The sequence below is a fragment of the Stutzerimonas sp. CXK-1 genome (assembly GCF_057738225.1).
The window spans coordinates 2,082,233-2,099,441 of the sequence record NZ_CM173217.1 but is presented as its reverse complement, the minus strand read 5'-3'; the positions used below and the strand labels follow the sequence as shown (position 1 = coordinate 2,099,441).

15 protein-coding genes are annotated in these 17,209 nt (G+C 67.5%); all 15 read right to left on the bottom strand.

Annotated features, from left to right (window positions below; translation table 11 throughout):
- Nucleotides 1-3 precede the first annotated feature (3 nt).
- Nucleotides 4-762 (bottom strand): SIR2 family NAD-dependent protein deacylase, encoded by a 759-nt coding sequence (locus AC0KXH_RS09795; protein ID WP_488223320.1) that lies wholly within the window; start codon nt 760-762, stop codon nt 4-6.
- Between the two features lie 97 nt (nt 763-859).
- A complete protein-coding gene (locus AC0KXH_RS09790; RefSeq protein ID WP_488223319.1) occupies nt 860-2,143 on the bottom strand; it encodes an oxygen-independent coproporphyrinogen III oxidase in 1,284 nt (427 codons plus the stop codon).
- Between the two features lie 184 nt (nt 2,144-2,327).
- Nucleotides 2,328-2,642, bottom strand: coding sequence for a c-type cytochrome (locus AC0KXH_RS09785; RefSeq protein WP_041105521.1), 315 nt, complete (start codon nt 2,640-2,642; stop codon nt 2,328-2,330).
- 186 nt (nt 2,643-2,828) lie between these two features.
- The gene (locus tag AC0KXH_RS09780; protein ID WP_395763508.1) at nt 2,829-4,547 is read right to left on the bottom strand and encodes a bifunctional protein-serine/threonine kinase/phosphatase; all 1,719 of its coding nucleotides are present in this window, start codon (nt 4,545-4,547) and stop codon (nt 2,829-2,831) included.
- A gap of 55 nt (nt 4,548-4,602) precedes the next feature.
- Entirely contained in the window at nt 4,603-5,415 is an 813-nt protein-coding gene (locus AC0KXH_RS09775; protein WP_043220241.1) for a formate/nitrite transporter family protein, read from the bottom strand.
- A gap of 61 nt (nt 5,416-5,476) precedes the next feature.
- Complete coding sequence (nirD, locus tag AC0KXH_RS09770) at nt 5,477-5,863, bottom strand: nitrite reductase small subunit NirD (protein ID WP_061337205.1); 387 nt, start codon at nt 5,861-5,863, stop codon at nt 5,477-5,479.
- Nucleotide 5,864: 1 nt separating this feature from the next.
- Nucleotides 5,865-8,420 carry a nitrite reductase large subunit NirB gene (nirB, locus tag AC0KXH_RS09765; RefSeq protein WP_488223318.1) on the bottom strand — a complete coding sequence of 852 codons (2,556 nt, stop codon included), beginning with the start codon at nt 8,418-8,420 and terminating at the stop codon, nt 5,865-5,867.
- A 397-nt stretch (nt 8,421-8,817) separates the two neighbouring features.
- Nucleotides 8,818-10,308, bottom strand: a complete 1,491-nt coding sequence (locus AC0KXH_RS09760) for a methyl-accepting chemotaxis protein (RefSeq protein WP_395763507.1) — start codon at nt 10,306-10,308, stop codon at nt 8,818-8,820.
- The gene (locus AC0KXH_RS09755; protein ID WP_395763506.1) at nt 10,305-11,621 is read right to left on the bottom strand and encodes a class I SAM-dependent methyltransferase; all 1,317 of its coding nucleotides are present in this window, start codon (nt 11,619-11,621) and stop codon (nt 10,305-10,307) included. Before AC0KXH_RS09755 ends, AC0KXH_RS09760 begins: the two co-directional genes overlap by 4 nt.
- Nucleotides 11,608-12,417, bottom strand: a complete 810-nt coding sequence (locus tag AC0KXH_RS09750) for a DUF1365 domain-containing protein (protein WP_488223317.1) — start codon at nt 12,415-12,417, stop codon at nt 11,608-11,610. Before AC0KXH_RS09750 ends, AC0KXH_RS09755 begins: the two co-directional genes overlap by 14 nt.
- A complete protein-coding gene (locus tag AC0KXH_RS09745; protein ID WP_395764811.1) occupies nt 12,414-13,661 on the bottom strand; it encodes an NAD(P)/FAD-dependent oxidoreductase in 1,248 nt (415 codons plus the stop codon). The genes AC0KXH_RS09750 and AC0KXH_RS09745 overlap by 4 nt, the downstream gene beginning before the upstream one ends.
- A gap of 7 nt (nt 13,662-13,668) precedes the next feature.
- Nucleotides 13,669-14,433 carry an SDR family NAD(P)-dependent oxidoreductase gene (locus AC0KXH_RS09740; RefSeq protein ID WP_348692880.1) on the bottom strand — a complete coding sequence of 255 codons (765 nt, stop codon included), beginning with the start codon at nt 14,431-14,433 and terminating at the stop codon, nt 13,669-13,671.
- Nucleotides 14,430-14,858, bottom strand: a complete 429-nt coding sequence (locus tag AC0KXH_RS09735) for a nuclear transport factor 2 family protein (protein WP_237146285.1) — start codon at nt 14,856-14,858, stop codon at nt 14,430-14,432. Before AC0KXH_RS09735 ends, AC0KXH_RS09740 begins: the two co-directional genes overlap by 4 nt.
- A complete protein-coding gene (phrB, locus tag AC0KXH_RS09730) occupies nt 14,855-16,282 on the bottom strand; it encodes a deoxyribodipyrimidine photo-lyase (RefSeq protein ID WP_488223316.1) in 1,428 nt (475 codons plus the stop codon). The genes AC0KXH_RS09735 and phrB overlap by 4 nt, the downstream gene beginning before the upstream one ends.
- Nucleotides 16,279-17,208, bottom strand: coding sequence for a MerR family transcriptional regulator (locus AC0KXH_RS09725; protein WP_061339504.1), 930 nt, complete (start codon nt 17,206-17,208; stop codon nt 16,279-16,281). Before AC0KXH_RS09725 ends, phrB begins: the two co-directional genes overlap by 4 nt.
- Nucleotide 17,209: the final 1 nt, after the last annotated feature.

The following is a 17,209-nucleotide window of genomic DNA, read 5'->3' as shown; positions in this document are numbered from 1 at the left end:
CCTTCAGCGACCGAACGCCTCCTCGAACAACTGCGGCAGAACTTCGCCCGCCGAACCGCCGAGCGCGTACTCGCGCTCGCTGTGGGTGACGTTCGGTTGCGGGTTGACGTGGATCACGGTGGCGCCGGCGCGCCAGGCGCGCTCGGGCATTTCCGCCGCGGGGTAGACCACGCCGGAGGTGCCGACGGAGATCAGCACGTCGCAATGCCGCGCAGCGGCAAAGGCATCGTCCAGCGCGCCGCCCGGCATGCTCTCGCCAAACCAGACCACGCCCGGGCGCAGCTTGCCATCGCAGTATTCGCAGCGCGGCGGCGGAAGGCGACGGCCTTCCTGCGGCTCGTCCGGCGGCGGCAAGGGCTTGCTCGGCTGCCGGCTGCAGACCACGCAGCGCGGATGATGCAGGCTGCCGTGCAGGTGAATGACATCGCTGCTGCCGGCGCGCTCGTGCAGGTCGTCGACGTTCTGGGTAACCAGGGTCAGGCGCGGCACCTGCTGGACCAGCGCGGCAATCGTGCGGTGCGCAGCGTTGGGCTGTGCCTTCAGCACCTGCATGCGTCGCCATTCGTACCAGCCCCAGACCAGGGCAGGATCCTGCTCGTAGGCTTCGGGGGTGGCCAGTGTGGCGGCATCGAAACGCTGCCAGAGGCCGGTCAGCGAATCTCGGAAAGTAGGAATACCGCTTTCGGCGGAAACGCCCGCCCCGGTGAAGACCACCAGATGGCGCGCATTGCGCAGCGCGGTGAGTTGTGCAGACGGGATCAAGGTGAACTCCTGTGCGTTGTCCTAACGCCTGTGCCAGAGCTTACCGAGCAAAAAAAAGCAGCCTAGTCGACTAAAGGCTGCGACCGATGACCGCCGCCTATCGGTGGGTACCGCAACGACGCGGCTGGTCCGGTTTCGGCTGCGCGGCCAGGCCAGGAATCAGGGGCTGCACGAGGGCTTCGCAGAGGCCCGGTAGCAGCAGCTGGTGCTCCGGTGCCAGCATCAGGCCATGCGACGAAAGTTCGAGCACGGTCTCGCGCTGCAACTGCCGCAGCAACGGCCATGTGGCTGCGAACCATCGCTGCGCCTGGGCGCCGAAGCGTGCGTCCAGCGCCTGCAGATCGAGCCGCCCCTGGCAGATCAGGCCCTGGCAGATCGCCCGGCGCAAGCCGTCGATATGGGCGGCGTGCAGGCCGCGCCAGACCGGCAGCAGATCCTGCTGCAGCGCCTCGCGGTAGCGTGCCGGCTGCTGCAGGCACTGCACGTAGCAGTCGCCCAGGCGGCTGATGGCGCCGACGCCGAGGGACAGATGGTCGGTACCTTCCGGTGTCGTGCTGTAGCCCGCCACGTCGTGGCGCAGGCTCTCGTTCTCCTGCGCCAGCGCGAGCTCGTCATGCGGCAGCACGAAGCAGCCCAGCCCGAGCAGGCGATAGCCGGCCGCGGTCAGCTGCTCCACGCCGTGGCGATGCATGTCCCGGGCGGCGCTGCGTGAAGCCAGGCCCAGGCGGGGCGAGGGCAGGCGCCCGGCGATGCTCAGTGAGCGGTAGTCGAACAGGCTGACGCGATCGGGCTGGAGTTCGATGATCGAGGCCAGCTTACGCGCGAAGCTGGTGCCGGTCTGCCAGGAGCGGCCGTAGCCCAGGTCGACGTTGATTGCCTCGAACTGCAGGGCGCGTGCGGCTTCGAGCAGGCCGCGGATGCGCGCGGCGCTGCGGAAATACTCGACCGAGCCGCCGTCACCGGCATGCATGTCAGGCACACCGACGCTCAGCTGGCTGAAGCCAAGCGAGCGCAGCATGCCCACCAGCGGCCAGTCGGCATGCGCCAGTTCCACCTCGGCCAGGCAGACGGCGTGCTCGGAGAAGTGGAAACAGTCGCGCAGATGCGCAAGCAGTTCGGGCAGCGCACCGAGGCCAAGGCGCCCGGGGCGCAACCTGAGCTGCACCACGGGTTGCCGCGGGCCAAGATGGCAGGCGATCTGCCGGGTTTGCTGCACGACGCCGGCGAGGTCATCGACCTCGATCGACAGCGCCAGCGGGCGCTGAGCACGACGACTGTCACGCAGCGCGCGGAACAGATCCAGTGGGGAGAGGCGGTCGCGCAGATCGCCGGGGCCGGGATACCAGCAGGTCGCCTGGCGCGTCTGCCCGTATCGCTGCATCAAGCTGTCGTTCCACCTGGCACGGCCAAGCATGGGAGCCTCCGGACGGCGCTTAGGGGGTGCTGCTATCTGTACACGGATTGGGCGAAGCGGTGTTGACCGGCGACAAGCCTGCGGTCATGGAAGAGAGGAGTGTGACGCGGTTGGGAAAGGAGGGCAGCGGAGCCTGCCCCCCTGCAAGACCTCACTTGTGGCTCAGTACCCACTCGGCGAGGATCTTGGCTTCTTCTTCGGTTACAGCGTTCGGCGGCATGGGAACAGGACCCCAGACACCCTGGCTGCCGTTCTTGATCTTGCCGGCGAGCATCTCGACGGCGCCGTCCTGGCCAGCGTACTTGGCAGCGACCTCTTTGTAAGCAGGGCCGACCAGCTTGCTGTCGATCGCGTGGCAGGCCACGCATGCCTTGCTCTTGTACAGGCTCTCTCCGTCCTGGGCCAGCGCCGGTTGCAGGGCAAGCGCGCCGCCAAGGGCCAACAGCGAAATCACGGTTTTCTTCATGGTGTTTTCCTTGCTTCTTGTTAGGTCCCGCCACGACCAGGGCCGCGATGAGACGACCGATTCGTCAGTCTGACGACTGCAAAATCATGGGACATTCTCTATCAGGCTTCAGCTCAATTCCAATGAATAGCTCGCCAGGTTGATAGCAACTTCCTTGATTGAATTTCGTGATGCCCGAGGCGAGGTTCAGCGTACCAGCACCCAGCCCAGGGCGGTTGCCAGGATCAACGAGAGGCCCTGCCAGAATCGCAGCGGATTGCGCTCGAGCAACGGCGGGCGGCTGCGCGCCAGTAGTGCCGGGCCCGGTTCGCGTAGCTGGGTGACAAATTCCGACAGCGCCTCGAAACGGCGCGCGGGCTCCGGGTGCAAGGCCTTGGCCAGCACCTCATCCAGCCAGGCCGGCAGCTCGCTGTGCGCATCGCGCACCGAGCGATAGCGGAGCTTGAGCTGGGCCGCGCGACTGCGGGCTCTGGCGACCTCGCTGCCATAGGGCAACCGCCCGCTGAGCAGCTGGTAGGCGATCACCGCCAGCGAAAACTGATCCGAACGCGGCGACCCCGGCTCGCCGAGCAGGTATTCCGGAGCGGTATAGGCGGCGGTGCCAGGCACCTGCTCAGCATGAGTGCCATTGATCTCCTCGAGCCCGGCGACGTGCGTCGAGCCAAAGTCGATGATCTTTACCGTGCCGTTACGGTCGATCATCAGGTTTTGCGGGCGCACGTCCTGGTGCAGCATGTCCAGGCGGTGGAAGGCCTGCAGACCGCGGGCGATCTGCTCGACGATGCTGCGCACCGCCTCCAGATCCGGCTGCGGATGATCGATCATCCATTGCCAGAGCGTGCAGCCTTCGATGAAGTCGGTCACGGTGAACAGGTGCCGACGCGGGTGCGCAGGCAGGCGGCCGCGCGCCACATGCGGGTTATCGATGCGCCTGGCGATCCATTCCTCGGCCATGAAGCGCTCCAGATAGGCGCTGTCCTGGCGCTTTTCGAGCGACGGGATCTTCAGCGCGACCTGTTCGCCAGAGGCTTCGTCCTGCGCAAGGAAGACATGGCTGCGACTGCTGGTATGCAGCGCGCGGACGATGCGGTAGCCGTCGAGCGACATGCCGGCTTCCAGCATCGGCGGCAGAACGAGATCGGCAAGCTGCAACGGCAGTTCTTCGGCACCGTACGCGGGCAGGCGCTCGATGCGCACCAGTTGAGCGGTGAGGTTGTCGTCGCTGCCGGCGGCCAGCGCCTGCTCCACGAGCACCGCTGCGGCGCGCTGCAGGTCCTCGGCGTGCGCGGTGATGAAGCCCACCATCGCCGCGTCGCTCAAGTGCTCGTGAACGCCATCGGTGGTCAGCAGGAACAGGTCGCCTTCGGCCAGCGGCACGGCCTGGTAGTCGATTTCCAGATGTGCCTCGATGCCCAGGGCGCGGCCGAGGTAGCAGGTCTGTGCGCTGAGCTGCACGCGATGATCGCGGGTCAGTTGTTCCAGCGTGCCGCCGCGCAGGCGGTAGATCCGCGCATCGCCGACGTGGAACAGATGCGCGGTGGTGGACTTGAGCACCACCGCGCTGAAGGTGCACACGTAGCCACGGTCGCGCTCGTAACGATGGATGCTTTGCCGGGTTTGCGCGTGCAGCCAGGAATTGATGGCGACCAGCACCCGGCCGGCTGACTTCTTCACCGACCAGGCGTCGGACGTGCAGTAGTAGTCGGCGAGAAAACTGGCGACGCTGGTTTCCGCGGCGACGTGGCTCACCGCGCTGCTGCTGATGCCATCGGCGATGGCGAGCGCAATGCCCTTGGTCGAACGCTGCGGCTCGTCCGGTATCAGGGCACCGTGGAAATCCTGGTTGGTTGGCTTGCGACCCCGGTCCGAATGCTGGCCGAGGCTGATGGAGAGTCGTGGGTTCATGGCGTTCGCCAGACGGCCCGGCAGCGCGACGCCTGCCGGGCCGTCTGTTGGATGCTCAACCGAACGAGCGCTTGGCGGCGGTGCGCACGTGGGTGGCGTAGAGGGTCAGCCCGGTGAAGGCCAGGCCGCCGACGAGGTTACCGAGCGCCGTGGGGATCTCGTTCCAGATCATGTAGTCCATGACCGAAAAGTCGCCGCCCATGATCATCGCCGAGGGGAACAGGAACATGTTCACCACCGAGTGCTCGAAGCCCATGTAGAAGAACAGCATGATCGGCATCCACATGGCGATGACCTTGCCGCTGACGTTGGTGGAAATCATCGCGCCGACCACGCCCATCGAGACCATCCAGTTGCACAGCATCCCACGCAGGAAAATGGTCAGCCAGCCGGCCAGCCCGTACTCGGCATAGCCCAGGGTGCGCGCCTCGCCGATGTGCGAGATTTTCTCGCCGATCGGCCCCGGCTCGGTGGAAAAGCCCATGGTGAAGACGAACGCCATCATGAAGGCCACGGTAAGCGCGCCGGCGAAGTTGCCGACGAACACCAGTCCCCAGTTGCGCAGGATGCCCTGCACCGTGACGCCCGGGCGGCGGTCGAGCAGGGCCAGCGGGGTCAGCATGAACACGCCGGTAAGCAGGTCGAAGCCCATCAGATAGAGCATGACGAAGCCCACCGGGAAGAGCATCGCGCCGACCAGCGGCTGGCCGGTCTGCACGGTGATGGTCACGGCGAACACCGCGGCGAGGGCCAGGATGGCGCCGGCCATGAAGCCGCGGATCAGGGTGTCGCGGGTGGACATGAAGACTTTCGATTCACCGGCGTCCACCATCTTGGTGGCGAACTCGGAGGGGATGATGTAGGACATGGCGCTCTCTCTGTGTGGGCGGTGATGGCTTGGCTGGCGGTCTCTTGTTCGGGTGCGGCGGTCAGTTCACGGCGATCTGCACGGTGTCGCCGGCCAGCCGCACCGGCCAGACCTTGAGCTGCTGCTCGGGGTATTCCAGGCAGCGGCCATCGGCCAGGCGGAAGTGCTGCTTGTAGAGCGGCGAGGCGATCACCAGCTCACCGCGGATCTGCCCGAGCAGGCCGCGGCCGATGACGTTGGCGCCGGACTTGGGGTCCTTGTTGGCGATGGCGAAGAGCTGCTCGCCGGCCTCGCCGTCGGGCAGGTGGAACAGCGCCACCTGCTGGCCGTCGACCCAGGCGACCACGCCGGAGTTGGCCACCAGGTCCTGGCGGGCGCACAGGTTTTGCCACTGCGCAGGAGCGGCGGAACGTGCGGTCTGGGAACGGGCTGCATTGGTCGGGGTCATGTCAAACCTCCTCGGCGACGGGAATCAGGTGAAGTTCGGCGGCGCGGGCCGGGCGACGCTGGCCACGCTCCTTGACGAAGTGGATGTCCGGGTCTGGGCGCGCGTCGTTGACGAAGGTGCGGAAGCGCTTGAGCTTTTCCGGGTCGCTGATGGCGTTGGCCCACTCGCATTCGTAGGTGTCGACGACGTGCTGCATCTGGCTTTCCAGCTCGGCGGCGAGGCCCAGGCTGTCGTCGATGATCACGGCCTTGAGGTAGTCCAGCCCGCCCTCGAGCGACTCGCGCCAGACCGAGGTGCGCTGCAGCTTGTCGGCGGTGCGCACGTAGAACATCAGGAAGCGGTCGATGTACTTGATCAGGGTGGCGTCATCGAGGTCGGTGGCGAACAGCTCGGCATGCCGCGGGCGCATGCCGCCATTGCCGGCCACGTAGAGGTTCCAGCCCTTGTCGGTGGCGATCACGCCGACGTCCTTGCTCTGCGCCTCGGCGCATTCGCGGGTGCAGCCGGAGACGGCGAACTTGATCTTGTGCGGCGAGCGCAGGCCCTTGTAGCGGTTCTCCAGGTGCAGGGCCATGCCGACGCTGTCCTGCACGCCATAGCGGCACCAGGTGCTGCCGACGCAGGATTTCACCGTGCGCAGGCTCTTGCCGTAGGCGTGGCCGGTCTCGAAACCGGCGGCGATCAGCTCGCCCCAGATGTCCGGCAGCTGGTGCAGCTGGGCGCCGAACAGGTCGATCCGCTGGCCGCCGGTGATCTTGGTGTAGAGGTCGTATTTCTTCGCGACCTGGCCGATGGCGATCAGCCCCTCGGGCGTGATCTCGCCGCCCGGAATGCGCGGCACCACCGAGTAGGTGCCGTTCTTCTGCATGTTCGCCATGAAGGTGTCGTTGGTGTCCTGCAGCGGGATCAGCGCCGGATCGGTGATCGGCTGGTTCCAGCAGGAGGCGAGGATCGAGCCCACCGCCGGCTTGCAGATGTCGCAGCCGACATGCCCGCGGCCGTGCTTGGCCAGCAGTTCCTCGAAACGCCGGATGCCCTCGACGCGGACGATCCCGTACAGCTCCTGGCGGGTGTAGGCGAAGTGCTCGCACAGGCTCTTGTCGACCTCGACGCCCCGCGCCGCCAGCTCATGCTCGAACACCTGCTTGAGCAGCGCCGAGCAGCCGCCGCAGCCGGTACCGGCCTTGGTCGCGGCCTTCAGCTCGCCGAGGTCGGTGACCCCGGCGTCGACCTGGCAGCACACCGCGCCCTTGCTGACGTTGTGGCACGAACAGATGGTGGCGCTGTCCGGCAGGGCGTCGGCACCGAGCGCCGGTGCGCCTTCGCCTGCCGGAAGGATCAGGCTCGACGGTTCGGCCGGCAGCTTGATGCCGTTCTGCGCGTATTGCAGCAGGGTGTCGTAGTAGCTGTTGTCGCCGACCAGCACGGCGCCGATCACCGTCTTGCCGTCCGGTGAGACCACCAGCCGGCGGTAGCTGGCGCTGGCCTCGTCGATGAAGCGGTAGCTCTTGCTGCCGGGCGTGGCGCCGTGGGCATCGCCGATGGAGCCGACGTCGACACCGAGCAGCTTCAGCTTGGTCGACATGTCGGCGCCGGTGAAGGGCGTATGCGCCTCGCCGGCCAGCTGTGCGGCGACGGTGCGGGCCATGGTGTAGCCGGGCGCGACCAGGCCGAACACGCTGCCGTTCCAGGCGGCGCATTCACCGATGGCGAAGATGGCCCGGTCCGAGGTGCGGCAGTCGTTGTCCACCACCACGCCGCCGCGGGCCCCGACTTCCAGCCCGCAGGCGCGACCAAGCGCGTCCTGCGGGCGGATGCCGGCGGAAAAGATGATCAGGTCGGTCTCGAGGAAGTCGCCGTCCTGGAAGTTCATGCGGTAGGCGTATTCCTCGCCGACGATGATGTCCTGGGTGGCGCGCGACAGGTGCACGCCCACGCCCAGCGCCTCGATGCGTGCCTTGAGCGCGGCGCCGCCGGCATCGTCGAGCTGCACCGGCATCAGCCGCGGGGCGAACTCGACCACGTGCGCTTCCAGGCCGAGGGACTTGAGCGCATTGGCCGCTTCCAGGCCGAGCAGGCCGCCGCCGACCACCACGCCGCGGCGGGCGCTGGCTGCGGCGGCACGAATTGCATCGAGGTCTTCGAGCGTGCGGTAGACCAGCCGGGCATTGCCTTCGGCGCCGGTAATAGGCGGTACGAAGGGGTAGGAGCCGGTGGCGAGAATCAGCTTGTCGTAAGGCTGGCGGCCGACGCTGGTAAGCACTTCGCGGCGCTCGCGATCGATCTCCAGCACCTGCACGCCGAGGTGCGCCTGCACGCCGTGGCTGGTGTAGTAGTCGGCCTCGCACATGGCCAGCGACTCGGCATCGCGGCCGCCGAAGTATTCGGACAGGTGCACGCGGTCGTAGGCGCGCTGGCGCTCCTCGCCGTAGACATGCACCTGGTAGCGTCCCAGCGCGCCGCGCTCGACCAGTTGCTCGACGCAGTGGTGGCCGACCATGCCGTTGCCGACGATGATCAGGGTTTCTCGCTTGATCGGGGTGACGATCGAATTCACAGCCTTTTCCTCCGCCTGGCCTTGCCGGGCCGCAAAGCAAAAAGGCGCCTGGAGCCGTTGCCGGCCCCAGGCGCCTTTGCCTGGTATTCGTAGGTTTCTTGTGTCGATTCGCCCGAGCCCCGTTGCCCGGATCGCACTGTCCCGTCGCCTAGGGGCGCGGTGGTCGACGCTGACCACCCGGGACTGCCACTCGCATCGGGAGCGGCCTGTGCCTAGGGATTAGCAGGTTGCGTGCCAGATTCCGAAAAGCGCTGGCGAAGGCTGGAAAGGCGCGGCACAGAGCCGTTGCCGGGTCACCTGAGCGCTGTCGCTACAGCCCCGGCCGGGCCGACACGGCCTGTGCGCATGAACCACGAGAGTGCGCCACGGCCGTGCGACTCCCCATTCGGGGGCGCGATCAGCTCAGTTGGAACCGCGAGCCGATCGCCCCCAGGCGGCTGGAAAGGATGTGCAGCTGGCCGGCCTGTTCATCCAGCCGACCGGCATCGTCGGCGTTGCGCTCGGCGACATGCTGGACGTTGCGCAGGTGGCTGGCGACGTCCGCACAAACTGCGCTCTGCTCATGCGTGGCCGCAGCGATCAGCTCGTTCATCCGCGAGATGGCCTCGATCTCGCCACCGATGGCCTCCAGCAACGCGCGCGTGGTCTGGCTGCCGTCGACGCAGCGTTGCACGCTCTGCCGGCTTTCCTGCATCGCCTGGCTGGCCTGCTGGCTCTGCAGTTGCAGGCGGCCGATGACGCCCTGGATTTCGTCGGTCGACTCGGCAGTCCGACGTGCGAGGCTGCGCACCTCGTCGGCCACCACCGCGAAGCCTCGCCCTTGGTCGCCGGCGCGCGCCGCTTCGATAGCGGCGTTGAGCGCCAGCAGGTTGGTTTGCGCAGCGATGGCACTGATGACGTCGAGCACGCGACCGATCTCCGCAACTTCGGCGACCAGGCTTTGCACCCGCTGATCGGTCCCTTCGATGTGCTCGGCGAGCCGGCCGATCTCGCTCAGCGCCGTGCCTACCGACGCACGGCTTTCAGTGGCGCGGCGGGTGGCATCCGCGGCCGCCTTGGCGGCGTGATCGGCATGCTCGGCAACGTCATCGATGGCCAGGCTCATCTGCTGCATGGCCTCGGTCATCTGCGCGGCCTCGGCCAGCTGGCCGGTCGCGCCGCTGCGCAGGGTGGCGGTGGCCTCGCGCAACTGTCCGGCAGAGGCGCCTACCTGGCCCGCGTCGGCAAGCGCCGAATGCAGCAACTGCCCAAGCTGGACGAGCAGACCATTGAAGCGTTCGGCGATCAGGCCGCGCCCGCGGTGACGCACGCTCAGATCGAAGCGCTGCGCATCGCGTGTGATGCCGGCGACAGTCGCCATCAGGGCATCGCCCTCGGCGGCATCACGTGCGGCGCGCAGTGCCAGGTAGACGAGAATGGCGCTCTCGACCACGACATACACCGCGTGCAGAGCGATCACGCCCCAGCTGCCGGCTGGTACCAGATAAACCGGCGTGCCCTGCTGCTGCAGGGCGAAGAACGCCAGATGATGCACGGCGATGGTGGTCGCCGCGACGACGATGGGCAGCCAGTCCCGGTAATAAACGAGAAAGGCCAGCAGCACGAAGATGCCGAAGTGCATTTCAAGCAGGCCGTGCGCCAGGTTGATGTGCAGCGCCGACATCACCATGAACGCGGCCGCGACGGTGCAGCGCAGCAGGCGCCCGCCGGGAATCAATGCCTGCAGGGCGCTGACGCTGACCGCGGTGAGCCCACCAATGAGCAGCGCCTGGGCCCAGCCACCATTGAACGCTGCCAGCCCCAGGGCATAGGCGAACAGCAGCCAGAGTACGCCGAGCATGATGCGGTCGGCCTGGCGGAAATGGGCATGCAGGTCGTTCGCTTTCATGCCGGCTCCGGGTGCTTGATGCGGCCACGCTGGGCCGGGTGCGCGCCGCCGGCGCGCAATCCCAGCACGTCCGGGTGCGCCGCGGGCTTGGCCAGCAGCAGCTGGGCGGTGCCGATGGCCCGCTCGAGGAAGCCGCCCTCGCAGTAGCACAGGTAGAACTCCCAGAGCCGATAGAACTGCTCGTCGTAGCCCAGCTGCTCAAGCTCCTGTCGCGCCTGGCGAAGGTTGTCGTGCCACAGGCGCAGGGTGCGCGCATAGTGCTCGCCGAAATCCTCCATGTGCACCAGGTTCATGTCGGTTTCGCGCGTGGCGAGGTCGACCATCTTCTGCACGGAGGGCAGGGCGCCGCCGGGGAAGATGTAACGCTGGATGAAATCGACGCTGCGCCGAGCGCGTTCGTAGCGCTGGTCGCGGATGGTGATCGCCTGCAGCAGCATCAGCCCATCGGGTTTGAGCAGGCACGCGCACTGGCGGAAGTACTGCGGCAGGAAGCGGTGCCCGACTGCCTCGATCATCTCGATGGACACCAGCTTGTCGAACTGGCCTTCGAGGTCGCGATAGTCCTCGAGCAGGAGGGTGATGCGATCCTGCAGGCCCTGCTCCTCGATGCGCCGCTGGGTGTAGGCGTACTGCTCGCGCGACAGCGTGGTGGTGGTGACCCGGCAGCCGTAATGCACCGCGGCGTAGAGCGCCATGCTGCCCCAGCCGGTGCCGATCTCCAGCAGATGGTCCTCGGGCCCGAGCTCCAGCTTGCGGCAGATGCGCTCGAGCTTGTTCAGCTGAGCCTGCTCGAGGCTGTCTTCGACGCTTTCGAACATCGCCGCCGAATACATCATGGTGCGGTCGAGCATGCGCTCGAACAGGTCGTTGCCCAGGTCGTAGTGCGCAGCGATGTTGCGCCGTGAGCCGCTGCGGGTGTTGCGGTTGAACCAGTGCAGCGCGCGCACCACCGGCTGGCCGAACAACGCCAGGCCACGCTCGATGCCGTCCAGCACCTCGAGGTTGGCGACGAACAGGCGCACCACGGCCGTCACGTCGTGGCTGGTCCAGTAACCCAGCACATAGGCTTCGCCAGCGCCGATCGAGCCGTTGCTGGCGACCAGCCCCCAGAGGTTGGCGTCCTGCACGCGGATCTCGGCCTGCAGGGCGTGCCCGCGCTCGCCGAAGTGCAGTCGCTGGCCGCCGTCGACCAGGGTCAGCCCGCCGTGGCGCAGGCGCTTCAGGTGGCCGATGACGATACGCCGCAGCAGGCTGCTGGCCAGGCCGCTGGCGGCCATCGGTTTGGCTTTGACAGACAGGCTAGAGCTTTTCATCGCGGGGCTCCCTGGGTTGCGAGGTGGCGACGCCGTAGTGGCCAATGGCGGCGGTGTGGTCGAACAGCGGGACACGTTTGACGAGCAGGCGCAGGGCCTGCCAGTAGATGCCGAGCAGGGTCTTGCCAGTCATCCAGGGGAAGGCCAGCAGGTGGCGGTGCAGGGCGGTGCGGTCGAGCACCTGGCGTTCGAGGGTGAGCGTGGCGTCGAACAAGCGGGTCTCGCCCTGCCAATCCTCCATGTGCACGGCCAGCTGCGGGCCGGGAATGGTGAAACGCATGCGGTATTCCAGCTCGCGCGGCAGGAATGGCGAGACGTGGAAGGTCTTGGCCACGCTGCAGCGCAGCTTGCCGACCTGATTGGCCGGCAGAACGTAGTGATACCGCTCGCGCCAGGGGGTGTTGCTCACTTCGCAGAGCACGGCGCGCAGTTGCTCGTCGGCATCGAAGCAATAGAAGAAGCTCACCGGGTTGAACGAAAGCCCCAAGCTGCGCGGCTGTGTCAGCACACGTATGGGCCCGTCGATCCGCTTGCCGAGCGCCTCGGCCACGCGCTGGCGCACCGCATCGGCCAGGCCGGTGCCGTTGCGGGTGAACTCGGGCAGGTAGTCGGCCTCGCGGAAGCAGAACGCCGCCAGCCGCCCGGCCAGGGGCGACAGCTCGGTCAGCGCCTGTTGTTCGGCCAGGTCCAGGTAGAGCAGGCCGATGCGATAGCGAAACGCATGGGCCCGGGGAGCGAAGCGCCGATGCCGGACCCAGCCGGAATAGAGCGCGCTGTGCGCCAGCGCAGTGCTCACAGCTGCTCTCCGAAGGCTTCGGCGACGCGCAGCGCGCTGACCACGCCATCTTCATGGAAGCCGTTGGCCCAGTAGGCACCGCAGAAGTAGCTGTGTTGCTGGCCTTGCAGTTCCTCCACACGCTCCTGCGCGGCAATCGCGGCCAGGCTGTATTGCGGGTGGGCATAAGTGAAACGGGCGAGGATGCGTCGCGGGTCGATCGCCTGGGTCTGGTTGAGGCTGACGCAGAAGGTCTCCGGCGCCTCGATGCCCTGCAGGATGTTCATGTTGTAAGTCACCGCCGCCGGCTGCTGCGGCGGGCCGCCCAGGCGGTAGTTCCAACTGGCCCAGGCGAGCCGGCGGCTGGGCAACAGACGGGTGTCGGTATGCAGGACGACATCGTTATCGGCGTAGCCGATGGCGCCGAGCACCGTCTGTTCCGCTTCGCTCGGGCGCTCCAGCAGGCGCAGTGCCTGATCGCTGTGGCAGGCGAACACCACCTTGTCGAAGCGCTCCACGCCAAGGGCGCTGTGCAGCGTGACACCTTCGGCGTCGCGGCGTACCTCGTAGACCGGGCAACTGCGGCGGATGCGCTCGGCGAAGCCGCGGGTCAGCGGTTCGACATAGGCGCTGGAGCCGCCCTCGACCACATACCATTGCGGCCGGTGGTTCACCGACAGCAGGCCGTGGTTGCGGAAGAAACGGACGAAGAACTCCAGCGGAAAGCCCAGCATGTCCTTGAGCGACATGGACCAGATCGCCGCGCCCATCGGCACGATGTAGTGGTCGATGAAGCGCTGCCCGTAGCGCCCGATGGCCAGGTACTCGCCCAGCGTCACGTGCGGGCCGATCCGGCCATTGGCCAGGTTGTCCTGGGCTTCGCGGTTGAAGCGCAGCAGGTCCTGCAGCATGCCCCAGAAGGCCGGCGAGAACAGGTTGCGCCGCTGTGCGAACAGCGTGTTGAGGTTGTGCCCGTTGTATTCCGTGCCGCTCGCCGGGTCGCATACCGAAAAGCTCATCTCGGTCGGCTTGTAGGCCACGCCGAGCTGGTCGAGCAGGCGGATGAAGTTCGGGTAGGTCCAGTCGTTGAACACGATGAAACCGGTATCGATCCGGTAGTGGCGGCCGTCGAACTCGACCGGAACGGTGTGGGTATGCCCGCCGATCCAGCTCTCGGCCTCGAACACGGTCACGTCGTGCCGACGGGCGAGCAGGTAGGCGCAGGCCAGGCCGGAAATACCGCTGCCGATGATGGCGATTTTCATGGTCTGTCTATCCGTGAGAGTCAGGCCGCGCCAGCCGGCGGCCAATGGCGAACTGCAGCCTGGCGGGCAGCCAGGAAAGCAGGCGCAAACCGGCGATGAAGGGCGCCGGAAACGCGATCTCCAACGGCCGCTGTTCGAGCCGCTCGAGAATGTGTTGCGCGGCGCGTTCGACCGGCCAGCGCATGGGCATGGGAAAGTCGTTGCGACGGGTCAGCGGGGTGTCGACAAAGCCGGGGCTGACCAGCGTGACGGCGACGCCCTGCGCCGCCAGATCCAGCCGCAGCGCCTGCAGGAGGTAGCGCAAGCCTGCCTTGGAGGCGCCGTAGGCCTCGGCGCGCGGCAACGGCAGCCAGGTCACCGAGCTGCCGACACCCACCAGATGAGGCCGGTCGCCGCGCAGCAGCAGAGGCAATGCCGCCTCGATGCAGTAGGCCGGGGCGATCAGGTTGCTGCGCACCACCCGTTCGACCAGGGCGGCATCGAAGCGGCCCGCCTCGATGTACTCGCAAGTCCCGGCATTGAGGATGGCCTGGTCGAGCGCGCCCCATTGCACGCCGATGACCTCGGCCATGCCCGCCACCGCAGCGGCGTCGGTCAGGTCGCCGGGCAACACCAGCGCCTGCAACGGATAGCGCTCGGCCAGTGCCTGCAGCGGCTCCGCGCGCCGCGCACTCAGCGCGACGCGGTGCCCGGCGGCCAGCAGGCGCGCAGCCAGTGCCTGGCCGATGCCACTGCTGGCGCCGGTCAGCCAGATGCGCCTGGGCGCGCTCACGCCAGCCTCCGGCGCAGCCAGCGAATGGCACCGCCCATCAGCGGGACGTGCTGGTAGAGCAGGGCGCCGGCATCGAAGTAGTCGCGGTGCCGCTCGACCTTGCCGTCGAGGTTCCAGCGCAGCAGGCTGCAACCTTCCAGGCTGATCGGCTTGCCGCCCTTGAGCCGCGGGTGTTCGTAGGTCATCAGCCAGCGCAGGTAGCCCTGACCGTCGCGCACCTGATCGAAGGCAAAGAACTCGAATTCCAGCGCCTGGACGTTGGCGTACAGCTGCGTGAAGTAGCGCTCGAGTTCATCCAGCCCCCAGACCTCGTGCAGCGGGTCACTGAAGTGCACGCTGTCGCTGTACAGCTCGCCGAGGCGGTGAAGATTGCTGGCATCGAGGCCGGAGAAACCCTCGGCGAAGCGTTCGAGAAAGGCGCTCATGTGGTCACCTCCAGGTTGCGAAAGGCGTCCAGCGCCCGGGCCCGGCTCATGCCCAGATCGACGATCGGCGGCGGGTAGCCAGCGGGCAGGAACAGCGCGCCGGCGCTGCTCGGGTCGTGGATCTGGCGGTCGCTCAAGGCGTCGAGCTCCGGCAGCCACTGGCGCAGGAAGCGGCCTTCGGGGTCGAAGCGGCGCGACTGGCTGTGCGGATTGAACAGGCGGAAGTAGGGCACCGAATCGGTGCCGGTCGAGGCGCTCCACTGCCAGCCGCCATTGTTGGCCGCCAGGTCGCCGTCGATGAGGTGGCGCATGAACCAGCGCTCGCCTTCGCGCCAGTCGATCAGCAGGTTCTTGCTGAGAAACATCGCGGCGACCATGCGCAGGCGGTTGTGCATCCAGCCGGTAGCCAGCAGCTGGCGCATCGCGGCATCGACGATCGGGTAGCCGGTACGGCCCTGCTGCCAGGCCGCCAGCTCGTCCGGGGCATGGCGCCAGGGCAGCGCCTCGGTGTCGCGGCGAAACGCACGGCCCATGCTGACGCGCGGAAAGCCCACCAGGATGTGCTTGTAGAACTCGCGCCAGAGCAGCTCGTTGATCCACACCACGGCGCCCGGGTTGCCGCTGTCGAGCTCGCCGTGATTGCGGCTCAGCACCGCATGCAGGCACTGGCGAACCGAGATCACGCCGGCTGCCAAATAGGCCGACAACTGGCTGGTACCGTCCCGGGCCGGCAGATCGCGTAGCCAGTCGTAGTAGCGCAGACGTTCGTCGGCGAAGTCGTCCAGGCGCTTGCGCGCGTGGTGCTCGCCGGCCGGCCAGAGCGCGCGCAACGCCTCACTCGGCGTGTCGAAACCGCTCACGCTCGTCGGCACCGGATCGGCCGCGACGCCGAGCGGCGCCTGCGCAGCCGGCAACGGTACGCAGGGCGGCAACGCCGGGGCCAGGCGCGCCAGCGCCGCCTTGCGGAACTGGCTGAAGACCTTGAAGTAGCCACCGGACTGGGTCAGCAGCGTCCCGGGCGTGAACAGGAGCTGGTCGAGGTGATGACGCCAGGTCACGCCGATACCCTGCAGCGCCTGGGCCACGGCCTCGTCGCGGCGCCGCTCGTTGACCCCGTACTCGTCGTTGACCCGCACGCAGTCGATGTGGTGTTCACGGCAGAAGCCGGTCAACACCGCCGGCAGGGCTTGCCAGTCGGCCGCCTGGCGAATCAGCAGCGGCACGTTGAGCCGGCCGAGCTCGGCGGAAAGCTCGGCGAGGTTGCGCAGCCAGAAATCCACCTTGCAGGGCGCGTCGTCATGGGCCTGCCACTGCGCGGGCGTGATGACGTACAGCGCCAACGTCGGGCCGGCCTCCATCGCGGCGGCCAGGGCGGTGTTGTCGTGCGCACGCAGATCGCTGCGCAACCAGATCAGTTGGGTCATGCCCGATCCTCCTCTGACGGGTCCAGCAGGTCGGCCTCGGCCAGCTGCGCCAGTACCTGCAGCGGCCCCTCGGCCAGCCGCACGGGCGCCTCTTCCAGCGCAGCGCGGTGAATGAGGCTGGCCGGGCCGACGAGCACCAGCGGCGCGGCGCCCTCGCGGGCCAGCCGCGGCAACTGGCGCTGCAGACAGGCCTTGTCCAGGCTCTGGTCGGTATGCAGGAGCAGGGCGGTGGGGTTCAGCCGTTCGAGTGCGAGGGCCAGCTCGGCGAAGGGCACCGCACGCTCGATCAGTTCGACCGGCGCCACTGCCGACACCAGCCAGGCGGTCAACCAGAGACCGGGGTCGACCGGGCGCTCGGCCAGGCTGGCGATCAACATGGCCGGCCCGGACTGCTGGCGATTGCTGTGATACAGGCGCATGGCGATCTTGTTGCGCAACCAGCTCTCGAACATCACGCGCTCGAGTGCGGCGCCGAATTGGCCCTGCCAGCGTTGCGTCAGCTCGTCGAGCAGGGGCAGCAGCAGGTGCTGGCAAAGCGTGCGCGGCGGGTAGATGGTCAGCGCGCGGTTGAAGGTGTCGTCGAGCTGGCGCTCGTTCAGGCGCTCGAGGGCGGCGAGCATCTGCTCACGCAGCTCGCTCCAGGGATTGTGTTGCGCATGCTCGACCGGCTGGCGCGCGTCCAGCAGGTGCTTGATCTGGCCGACGGCCACACCGCGGTTGAGCCAGGCAAGAATCTCGCGGATACGTGCCACGTGCTCGTCGTTGTAGAGCCGATGCCCCTTGCCGGTACGCAGGGGCACGATGAGCCCGTAGCGCCGTTCCCAGGCACGCAGGGTCACCGGGTTGACGCCGGTCAGCCGCGCCACCTCACGAATCGGCAACCAGCCTGGCTGTGACGCCTGCGGCTCTGGATGGAGGTCGTTCATG

Coding starts and splice junctions, on each gene's coding strand:
- nirD (WP_061337205.1), bottom strand. CDS start 5,863: ATGACCCCGACCAATGCAGCCCGTTCCCAGACCGCACGTTCCGCCGCT.
- AC0KXH_RS09745 (WP_395764811.1), bottom strand. CDS start 13,661: ATGAAAATCGCCATCATCGGCAGCGGTATTTCCGGCCTGGCCTGCGCC.
- AC0KXH_RS09760 (WP_395763507.1), bottom strand. CDS start 10,308: ATGAAAGCGAACGACCTGCATGCCCATTTCCGCCAGGCCGACCGCATC.
- AC0KXH_RS09790 (WP_488223319.1), bottom strand. CDS start 2,143: ATGCAGCGATACGGGCAGACGCGCCAGGCGACCTGCTGGTATCCCGGC.
- AC0KXH_RS09725 (WP_061339504.1), bottom strand. CDS start 17,208: ATGAACGACCTCCATCCAGAGCCGCAGGCGTCACAGCCAGGCTGGTTG.
- AC0KXH_RS09785 (WP_041105521.1), bottom strand. CDS start 2,642: ATGAAGAAAACCGTGATTTCGCTGTTGGCCCTTGGCGGCGCGCTTGCC.
- AC0KXH_RS09775 (WP_043220241.1), bottom strand. CDS start 5,415: ATGTCCTACATCATCCCCTCCGAGTTCGCCACCAAGATGGTGGACGCC.
- phrB (WP_488223316.1), bottom strand. CDS start 16,282: ATGACCCAACTGATCTGGTTGCGCAGCGATCTGCGTGCGCACGACAAC.
- AC0KXH_RS09735 (WP_237146285.1), bottom strand. CDS start 14,858: ATGAGCGCCTTTCTCGAACGCTTCGCCGAGGGTTTCTCCGGCCTCGAT.
- AC0KXH_RS09780 (WP_395763508.1), bottom strand. CDS start 4,547: ATGAACCCACGACTCTCCATCAGCCTCGGCCAGCATTCGGACCGGGGT.
- AC0KXH_RS09755 (WP_395763506.1), bottom strand. CDS start 11,621: ATGAAAAGCTCTAGCCTGTCTGTCAAAGCCAAACCGATGGCCGCCAGC.